The sequence below is a fragment of the Kitasatospora sp. NPDC058190 genome, assembly GCF_042883685.1.
Taxonomy (GTDB): Bacteria; Actinomycetota; Actinomycetes; order Streptomycetales; family Streptomycetaceae; genus Kitasatospora.
Genome location: NZ_JBHVVI010000032.1, coordinates 68081 through 76803 on the forward strand (window position 1 = coordinate 68081; position 8723 = coordinate 76803).

An 8723-nucleotide genomic window follows, 5' to 3' on the forward strand; every position below is an offset into this window, starting at 1 on the left:
CTGCAGGCGTAGTCCAGGGCGTCCTCGGGGGTGCCTGGCGCATCGCTGCGATGCGCCAGGCGGGGGCGGCCCGGCCGGGTGGGCCGGACCGCTGGGCTGGGTGGCTCACACCTGTGCCATGCCACCGTCCGCGAAGAGTTCGACGCCGGTGATGAAGCTGGAGGCGTCGCTGGAGAGGAAGACCGCGGCCTTCCCCATCTCGCGTGGGTCGGCGATCCGTCCGGTCGGGTTGCCCTCTCCCATGGTCTTGACGGCGGCGTCGACGTGATCGGCTCCCTGGGCCATCGCCAGTGCGCTGCGCAGGGAGCCGGTGTCGACCGCGCCGGGGCTGAGGATGTTCATTCGGATGCCCGATCCCTTGGTGTCCTGGATCCAGGCCCGGATGAAGTTGCGTACCGCGGCCTTCGAGCCGCCGTACAGGCTCATTCCGCGCGGCGGCTGGATGGACGCCGTGGAGCCGATGATGACGACGGTGCCGCCGGGCGGCAGCAGAGGGAGCGCGGGCTGAACGGTGAAGAGGACGCCCTTGGCATTGACGTTGAAGGTCCGGTCGAATTGCTCCTCGGTGATGGCGCCGAGCGGGGCGTGCGCGCCGATCCCGGCGTTGGCCACGACCGCGTCGAGTCGCCCATGACGCTCCTTGACCTGTCGGTAGGCGGCCTCCATGTCCGCGAGCTTGGTGACGTCGGCCACGATCCCCGAGCAGTTCGGCCCGATCGCCGCGACCGCCTCGTCGAGTGCCTCCTGGTGCAGGTCGGTCATGACCACGCGGGCGCCGTTGGCAACGAACTCCTGGGCGATGCCCAGGCCGACTCCGGACGCGCCGCCCGTGACGACGGCGACCTTGTTGGCGAGCGAGAGACTCATCTTCTTCTCCTCTGAATGAGTGGATTGCCATGTGCTGCGTTCGCAGCGGGAGTCGTGCGGATGTGAAGGCCCAGGGCGTGACGGGGGTGGGGCTGGTGGCCTACCCGTTGTTCCCGGGACTGGCGGCCGTGGCCGCGTTACGTCGGGAATGTGGATCGGAGGCACACATGCGCTCGTGTGCGGCCGATGCGGGCCGGCATGCCCTAGAGTAGAAGTGGAGGCGCCTCCAGTTCCCTCACTGTAAGTGGAGGCGTCGCCGGTTAGCAAGCCCGAGACGACAGGAGGCCGCGGATGGCCAGAGAGACAGGGCGCCCGCTACGGGCCGACGCGCAGCGCAATCGGGACAAGATCCTCTCGGCCGCGGTGCGGGTCTTCGCCGAAGAGGGACTGGAAGCGCACCTGGAGCGCATCGCCAAGGAGGCCGGCGTCGGCTCCGGCACGCTCTACCGCAACTTCCCCACCCGGGAGGTCCTCATCGAGGCCGCCTACCGCAACGAGCTGATCCGGCTGTGCGACGCGGCCCCCGACCTGCTGGCCGCGCTGGCCCCGCGCGAGGCCCTGCGCGCCTGGATGGGCCGCTTCATCGACTACGCGACCGCCAAGCTCGGCATGGCCGACGCCCTGCGCGCCCTCGTCGAATCCGGCGTCAACCCCTACGCCCAGAGCCACGAGATGATGATGGCCGCGCTGACCTCGCTCCTGGCCGCTGGCATCGAAGCCGGCACCATCCGCTCCGACATTGGCGCCACCGACATGTTCGCCGCCCTCACCGGCATCGCCCTCACCTCGGGAAAGCCGGAGCAGCGAGAGCAGGCCGAACGCCTCCTCGACCTCACGCTGGACGGCCTGAGTACCGGCCGGCGCTGACAGGCGGCGGGACCCAAGATCTCGTTGCTTCCGGGAGAGCCCTGCTCGCCGACCCTGTCGAACAGGGCGGAGGAGCAGGACTGCATCCCAGGACTACATCCTCGGAGGCCCGTGGCCGATCCCCGGTGAGGTGGGCAGTTTCTGGGCGAGTGGGGCCTTGGCCGACTCCGGCATGTCGGGCATGCGCCCATCCAACCCGGTTGCCGTGGGGGGGTCGGCCGACTCCCGCTGTGAAGATCCACTTTTGCTGATCGGCTTGCCTGCCGTGCCCGTTGCCGCCGCCTGCCCGATGGTGGACCTGCGGAGCCGACCAGATCGACCAGGAGTGGACCGCCGCGTAGACCGGTTCGATCCCGCATCCGCCCTCGGCCCGGCGCACCGAACACGGTCGCCGGGCCGTCGGCCGCCCGGGCGGGCCGTGGCCGGATCGGGCCGCAGCGCCAGGGCCGGAGCGAACCGCTCGCCGGTCAGCGGTTCGCGGACTGGCTCAGCGGCACGTCCAGGCGGGCCTTGCGGTGGCTGAACGTGGCGATCGAGTGCGGGCCGTGGTAGCTGCCCAGGCCGCTCTCCCCGACGCCTCCGAACGGCAGCGCCGGCACCGCCAGGTGCGCCATCGGCAGCCCGAAGCCGAGGCCGCCGCTGGAGGTCTCGGTCGCCAGGCGGTGACGGGTGGTCTCGTCCTCGGTGAACGCGTAGAGGGCGAGCGGCTTGTCGCGGTCGTTGATGAAGTCGATCGCCTCGCCGAAGTCGGCGACGGTGACGATCGGCAGGACCGGGCCGAAGATCTCCTCCTGCATCACCGGCTCGTCCGGCCGCACGTCGAGCAGCACGGTCGGCTCGATGTAGCGGTCCGCGCGGTCGGTGCGGCCGCCGAACGCGGTGCGACCCGAGCCGAGCAGCGCGGAAATCCGGTCGAAGTGGCGCTCGTTGACGATCCGTCCGTAGACCCCGGAGGTCTGCGGGTCCTCGCCGTACGCGGCCTTCGTCGCCCGCTCCAGCGCGTCCGCGAGGGCCTGCGCCGTCCGGGCGTCGGTGAGCACGTAGTCGGGGGCGACGCAGGTCTGTCCGGCGTTGCGGAACTTGGACTCGGCCAGCCGCCGGGCGACCGTGTCCACATCCACCCCGCGGTCGACGAACACCGGTGACTTGCCACCGAGTTCGAGGGTGACGGGCGTCAGGTGCTCGGCTGCGGCCCGCATCACGATCCGGCCGACGGTGCCGTTCCCGGTGTAGAAGATGTGGTCGAAGCGCTGCGCCAGCAGGGCGGTGGTCTCGGGGACGCCGCCCTCGACGACGGCGACCGCCTCGGTGTCCAGGTAGCTCGGGATCATCCGGGCCATGAGCGCGGACGCCGCGGGCGCCATCTCGCTCGGCTTGGCGACCACGGTGTTGCCGGCCGCCAGCGCGCCGGCGAGCGGGACCAGCAGCAGCTGCACCGGGTAGTTCCAGGGCGCGATGACCAGGACGGTGCCGAGCGGGTCGTACTGGGTACCGGCCGTGGAGCCGTCCGGCAGGCCGGCGAGCTCCTCGGCGGGCAGCTGCTGCGGGGCGAGCCACTGCTCCAGGTGCGCCAGGGTGTGGTCGATCTCGCGGACGGAGAGATCGACCTCGGCGAGGTAGGCCTCGGTGCGGGGCTTGCCCAGGTCGGCGTGGAGGGCGTCCGCGATGGCCTCGCGGTTCTCCGTCAGCAGGGCGCGCAGCCGGGTCAGCTGCTCGGTGCGCCAGGCCGGCGGCCGGGTGCGGCCGCTCCGGTGGGCGGCGCGCAGGCGGGCGACGAGCTGTGCGGCCTCGGGTGCTTCAAAGGGTGCTTCGACGTGCGTCGCGGGAGTGTTCATGGTGGTGCCTCGGTGTGCTGAGCGGCTCAGCGTGCTTGACGTGTGGTGATCAGGAGGTTGGTGGAGCGGACGACCTGGCCGCCGGGCTCGGCGGCGCGGTCAGTCCTGGGCGAGACGGACGAGCATCTTGCCCGTATTGCCGCCGCGCATCATCGACAGGAAGGCGTCGAGGGTGTTCTCGATGCCGTCGACGACGGTCTCGTCCGCGCGCAGCGAACCGTCGTTCAACCAGCCGGCGGCCTGGGTGACGTACTCGGGGATGAGGTCGAGGTGGTCGCTGACGTTCATGCCGCGGAGGTTGATCCGCTTGCCGATGGCGAAGGGGAGGTTGTTCGGGCCGGCCGGCAGCTCGGTGGCGTTGTAGACGGAGATGGCGCCGATCAGGGCGACCCGGCCGTGCAGGTTCATCGCGCCGAGGGCGGCCTGGAGGTGGTCGCCGCCGACGTTGTCGATGTAGACGTCGATGCCGGTCGGGGCGGCCTTGGCCAGCCGACCGGGCAGGTCGCCGGCGCGGTAGTCGATGGCCTCGTCGAAGCCGTAGTCCGTGACCAGGCGGCGGGCCTTCTCCGGGCCGCCGGCCGAGCCGATGACCTTCGCGGTGCCGAGCTTCTTGGCCAGCTGCCCGGCGATCGAGCCGACGGCTCCGGCCGCGCCGGAGACGAAGACGACGTCGCCCTCGCGGATCGGGGCGATATCCTTGACGCCGGCGTAGGCGGTCAGGCCGGTGGTGCCGAGCACGCCGAGGTAGGCCTGGGCCGGGGCGATGGCCGTGTCCAGCAGCTGCAGCGCGCCGGCGTCGAGCAGCGCGTACTCGCGCCAGCCGGCGAAGTGGGACACGGTGGTGCCGAGCGGCAGGCCGTCGGCCCCGGAGGCGACGACCACGCCGACGGCGGTGCCCGTCATGGTCTCTCCCAGCTCGAACTGCGGGATGTAGGAGGGGCCTTCGTTCATCCGGCCGCGCATGTAGGGATCGACGGAGAGCCAGGTGTTGCGGACCACGACCTGCCCGGGGCCCGGCTCGGGCACGGCAGCGGTCGTGAAGGCGAAGTCGGCGGGGGTGGGCTCGCCGACCGGGCGGGCGGTGAGCTGCCATTCGCACCTCGTCCGTGCGGTCGGCGGCGGGCACGTCAGGCCAGTTTCTTCAGCAGCTCGGCGGCGAGCGGGGCGGAGGAGGCGGGGTTCTGACCGGTGACCAGGTTGCGGTCGACGACGACGTTCGGGGCCCACGGCTCGCCGACCTGGACGTCGACGCCGGCCTCGACCAGGCGGCTCTCCAGCAGCCACTTCGCCTTGTCGGCGAGGCCGGCCTGGGTCTCCTCGGCGTTGCTGAACGCCGCCACCCGGTAGCCCTTGAAGGAGTTCCCGCCGTCCTCCTCGACCGCGGCCAGCAGGGCGGCGGGAGCGTGGCAGACGACGCCGAGCGGCTTGCCCGACTTCAGCGCCAGGGTCAGCAGGCGGCCGGAGGTGGCGTTGACGGCCAGGTCCTCCATCGGGCCGTGGCCGCCGGGGTAGAAGACGGCGTCGTAGTCGTCGAGGTCGACGTCCTCCAGCTGGATCGGGTTCTTGAGCTCGGTGAACGAGGCAAGGGCGGCCGCGACCCGCTTCGCACCCTCCTCGCCGCCGTTGACCTGCGGCGCGAGGCTGCCGGCGTCGACGGTGGGGACCACGCCGCCCGGGGTGGCCACCGTGACGGCGTGACCCGCTGCCTTGAACGCCTCGTACGGCGCGGCGGCCTCCTCGGCCCAGAACCCGGTCGGGTGCTTGGTGTCGTCGGCGAGCGTCCAGTAGTCGACGCCGGTCATCACGAAAAGGATCTTCTTCGACATGGTGCGGTCTCCGGGTTCGGCTCGTGCACACGCTGACGGTGTGCACCTCCTGACGAAGTGAACTCACAACGTCAGTGCAAGTTCATGTCGTCGAAGGTAGACCAACTCAAGTATTTCCGACCAATAGGAAACCCGATGCCGGACATCGGTCTTCGCATGGCTCTTCCGCGGCATTCCCCTACGATGAGCCCGTGAGCGATACGGATCCCCATGGGTCAGGACCGCTGGACCTGAACCAGCTCCGCACGTTCCTGGCGGTCTACCGGACGGGCTCCTTCACCGCGGCCGCGCGGCGGCTCGACCTGTCCCAGCCGACGGTCACCGCGCAGATGCGGGCCCTGGAACAGCGGCTCGGCCGTGACCTGTTCGAGCGACGTTCCCGCGGCGTCGCCCCACTCCCGCACGCGGACGAGCTCGCCGTCCAACTGGCGGACCCACTCGACCGCCTCGCGGACGTGGCGGGCGCGGGACCCGACCGCGCACCGCAGCCCGTCCACCTGGCCGGCCCGGCGGAGTTCCTGTGCACGGTCCTGCTCGGCGTACTCGCTCCGCTCACGGCCCAGGGGGTCCGGCTGAGGGTCGTCACCGGGCTGACGGACCCGCTCCTGGACGAGCTACTGGCAGGCCGCCACGACCTCGTGGTCGCCACCCGGCGGCCGCGTGGCCGGTCGCTGCACGCCGAGCCCCTCGCCGACGAGGAGTTCGTCCTCGTCGCCGCCCCGGCCTGGGCCGACCGACTCGCGGGCGCCCCACTGCCGGACGCCCTGGCGCAGCTGCCGCTGGTGACGTACGCCGAGGACCTCCCCATCGCCCGCCGCTACTGGCGCCACGTCTTCGGCCGCCGCCTCCAGGCCCAGGCCGCCATCACCGTCCCCGACCTGCGCGGTGTTCTCGCCGCGGCGACCGCCGGAGCCGGCTGGACCGTCCTCCCCAGCTACCTGTGCCGCTCCGAACTCGCTTCCGGCGCCCTGCGATTGCTGCACCAGCCGGCCGACCCGCCGATCAACACCGCCTACCTGGTCCAGCGCCCGGGGCCTTCCCCCAACCCCCACGTCACCCTGGTGCGGGACCGACTGCTGACCGCGGCGAAGGGCTGGCGAGGCGCGTGACCAAGGCGTTGCGCCGCCCTCCCGGCGACCTGCGCCAGTGCTGCTGTCTGCTGGAGGGCGCGATCGATCAGGTCGACAGCCGACGGGTCGGTAGCCCGTGCTGTGGGCACACTCGGGACTCCGTCAGCTGTGCCCGGAGCACGGTTGCCGGTGGGCGTCGCGCAACGGGACCTTCACTGACTCCACGGTCCGCACCGGCCTGCGGCTGGAAGAGCGGGCCAGCCGCCTGATCACGGAAGTGCCCACTGGTCCCGGCCCGGCGGGACCCGTGAATGGGCCGAGGGCGTGATGGCCGACGCGCTCGCGGACGCGGAGCAGGCCGCTCGGGCCGCCATGCCGAGGTCGTCCGCCGCCGCGGCAGCCCCACGGTCATCCCGAGCGACAGCACACCGGAGCAACTGACAGGAGCCGGCCTGACCCCGGGAACCGCACATGATCTGGCCCACGGTCGCCTCGACACGGCCTGGAGTGCCTGCGCGGCCGCCTCGGCCCTTTACAACGGAGCGTCCGTCTGCTGGCGTGCCGGGGTCGAGAAGGCGGCGAACGCAGCGTCCAGCAGTTTGCCGAGGTCCTCTTGGCCGTCGCTCGCACTCCATTGCCCGAGGACGATCCACAAGATTTCGAGCGCCGCCGCTACGCGAACGTTGGCGATGACCGATGACCCGTCGGTCGAGGGGGTTGTCCTCTGCAGTCGGGCGACGATCTCTGGTCGCCATTCAGTCTGCTTCTCGCGGAGGCGTGCGCACAGGGCTGGGGTCTGCTCGATGAGGCCGAGGATCGTCACGAGTTCCTGGACGTCGCGCACGAGGAACCTCACGGCTGACTCCAGGGCGTTGCGCAGCCTGCTCCAGTCGTCCTGGTTGGCCCGCTCGGCATCGAGCGCGTCAGTGATGACGTCACCGACAGGGTCGAAGACGAACAGGACCACGTCTTCCTTGGTGCGGAAGTAGCGCAGGAAGGTGCTCCGCGACACTCCGGCGGCTTCGGAGAGGTCGGCGAAGGTGACCTGGTTGAAGCCGGTGAGGCAGAACCGGTTGAACGCGACGCGGGCCAGCTCTGCTCGCACCGCGTGGCGGCTGATCTCACGGGTACCGACTGGCGTTGCGCTCATGGGGACGAGTGTACTCCGACACACTTGTTTGCTTCTTCGGATACAGGCTTCTAATCTGACACTCAGTGTCAGTCGCGATGCTGAGATTCGCGACACTGTCCCCAACCGGCGGCCCGGTCACGGCCGTCTCTTACCGCGATATGGAGCCACCTCATGAGCTACGAAGACCTTCCCGCCCTGACGATCGACGTCTCGGACGGGGTCGCGACGGTGACAATCGATCACCCGCCGCTCAATCTGATGGACGCGGTCCTCCTGCCGTCACTCCGGGCATTCGTCGCGCGTGTGCGGGACGACGCCGACGTCCGCGTCATTGTCTTCGAGAGCGCTGACCCGGAGTTCTTCGTTGCGCACGGTGACATGGCCTACCTCACCGACCCTGACGCGCTGCCTGCAGCCACTCGCGCTGCGATCGCGGCCGCGCCGGGCTCGACCGTCCCGGAAGGCCTGAACATCCTCCAGGCGATGAGCGAGGAGGTCCGCTCGCTGCCGCAGGTCACCATCGGCAAGCTGGCGGGCTTCGCGCGCGGCGCGGGCAACGAGTTCTTCATGTACCTGGACATGCGATTCGCGGCGATCGGCAAGTCGGGCCAGGGGCAGCCGGAGTCCTTGATGGGGATCCTCCCCGGAGGCGGCGGCACGGTGAACATGACGCGCCTGGCAGGAAGGGCCCGCGCGCTGGAGCTCATCCTCGGCGCCGAACTCGTGGGCGCGGAGCTCGCGGAACGGTACGGCCTGATCAACCGTGCCCTGCCCGCCGCAGAACTCGATTCCTTCGTCGACACCCTCGCCCGACGGATCGCCGGCCTCCGGCCGGAGGTGATCTCCATCACGAAGGCCGCGGTCGACGCGGTCGCGCCGCCGATTCCGCGTGCGGCGTACGCCGTTGAGAACGAGGGCCTGTTCGCGGCGTTCGGCGATGAGGTCACCGAGCTCGCCCACAAGCTGCTCGCCGCTGGTATCCAGACCCGCGAGGGCGAACGGGACCACGAGCGCATCGCCAACGGCATCTGAGCTTGATTTTTAAGCGGCTGCTGCGATCTTGGCGCGGTGGGCTTCGAGCGTGGGTTCGCGTTTGACGGTCTTCCCGACGCCGTGGCGGGGTGCC

At 70.7% G+C, this 8723-nt stretch carries 8 protein-coding genes; 3 read left to right on the forward strand and 5 right to left on the reverse strand.

Annotated features, from left to right (window positions below):
• Positions 1 to 105: 105 nt before the first annotated feature.
• Positions 106 to 867 (reverse strand): SDR family NAD(P)-dependent oxidoreductase, encoded by a 762-nt coding sequence (locus ACFVWU_RS17215; RefSeq protein WP_387621111.1) that lies wholly within the window; start codon positions 865 to 867, stop codon positions 106 to 108.
• Positions 868 to 1158: 291 nt separating this feature from the next.
• Here ACFVWU_RS17215 and ACFVWU_RS17220 point away from each other — a divergent pair, with 291 nt between their 5' ends.
• Positions 1159 to 1734, forward strand: a complete 576-nt coding sequence (locus tag ACFVWU_RS17220; protein ID WP_387621114.1) for a TetR/AcrR family transcriptional regulator — start codon at positions 1159 to 1161, stop codon at positions 1732 to 1734.
• Positions 1735 to 2201: 467 nt separating this feature from the next.
• Here the strand turns inward: ACFVWU_RS17220 and ACFVWU_RS17225 are convergent, their stop codons facing one another.
• The 3 genes from ACFVWU_RS17225 to ACFVWU_RS17235 form a co-directional block, all read right to left on the reverse strand.
• Entirely contained in the window at positions 2202 to 3569 is a 1368-nt protein-coding gene (locus tag ACFVWU_RS17225) for an aldehyde dehydrogenase family protein (protein WP_387621117.1), read from the reverse strand.
• 99 nt (positions 3570 to 3668) lie between these two features.
• Positions 3669 to 4796: an NADP-dependent oxidoreductase gene (locus ACFVWU_RS17230; RefSeq protein WP_387621120.1), complete on the reverse strand. Its 1128-nt coding sequence runs from the start codon at positions 4794 to 4796 to the stop codon at positions 3669 to 3671.
• Positions 4697 to 5395 carry a type 1 glutamine amidotransferase domain-containing protein gene (locus tag ACFVWU_RS17235; protein ID WP_387621123.1) on the reverse strand — a complete coding sequence of 233 codons (699 nt, stop codon included), beginning with the start codon at positions 5393 to 5395 and terminating at the stop codon, positions 4697 to 4699. Before ACFVWU_RS17235 ends, ACFVWU_RS17230 begins: the two co-directional genes overlap by 100 nt.
• A 191-nt stretch (positions 5396 to 5586) precedes the next feature.
• On the opposite strand from ACFVWU_RS17235, the gene ACFVWU_RS17240 reads away from it, so the two are divergent.
• Positions 5587 to 6504: a LysR family transcriptional regulator gene (locus ACFVWU_RS17240; protein ID WP_387621126.1), complete on the forward strand. Its 918-nt coding sequence runs from the start codon at positions 5587 to 5589 to the stop codon at positions 6502 to 6504.
• A gap of 493 nt (positions 6505 to 6997) precedes the next feature.
• On the opposite strand, the gene ACFVWU_RS17245 is transcribed toward ACFVWU_RS17240, so the two are convergent.
• On the reverse strand, positions 6998 to 7615 hold the full coding sequence (locus tag ACFVWU_RS17245) for a TetR/AcrR family transcriptional regulator (protein WP_387621129.1): 618 nt from the start codon (positions 7613 to 7615) through the stop codon (positions 6998 to 7000).
• 153 nt (positions 7616 to 7768) lie between these two features.
• Between ACFVWU_RS17245 and ACFVWU_RS17250 the strand changes: the two genes are divergently transcribed.
• On the forward strand, positions 7769 to 8629 hold the full coding sequence (locus ACFVWU_RS17250) for an enoyl-CoA hydratase/isomerase family protein (RefSeq protein WP_387621132.1): 861 nt from the start codon (positions 7769 to 7771) through the stop codon (positions 8627 to 8629).
• The last annotated feature ends 94 nt before the right edge of the window (positions 8630 to 8723 follow it).

Bases quoted from the DNA above. Each gene is read 5' to 3' on its own strand.
- ACFVWU_RS17250 (WP_387621132.1), top strand. From the start codon at position 7,769: ATGAGCTACGAAGACCTTCCCGCCCTGACGATCGACGTCTCGGACGGG.
- ACFVWU_RS17220 (WP_387621114.1), top strand. From the start codon at position 1,159: ATGGCCAGAGAGACAGGGCGCCCGCTACGGGCCGACGCGCAGCGCAAT.
- ACFVWU_RS17225 (WP_387621117.1), bottom strand. From the start codon at position 3,569: ATGAACACTCCCGCGACGCACGTCGAAGCACCCTTTGAAGCACCCGAG.
- ACFVWU_RS17235 (WP_387621123.1), bottom strand. From the start codon at position 5,395: ATGTCGAAGAAGATCCTTTTCGTGATGACCGGCGTCGACTACTGGACG.
- ACFVWU_RS17245 (WP_387621129.1), bottom strand. From the start codon at position 7,615: ATGAGCGCAACGCCAGTCGGTACCCGTGAGATCAGCCGCCACGCGGTG.
- ACFVWU_RS17215 (WP_387621111.1), bottom strand. From the start codon at position 867: ATGAGTCTCTCGCTCGCCAACAAGGTCGCCGTCGTCACGGGCGGCGCG.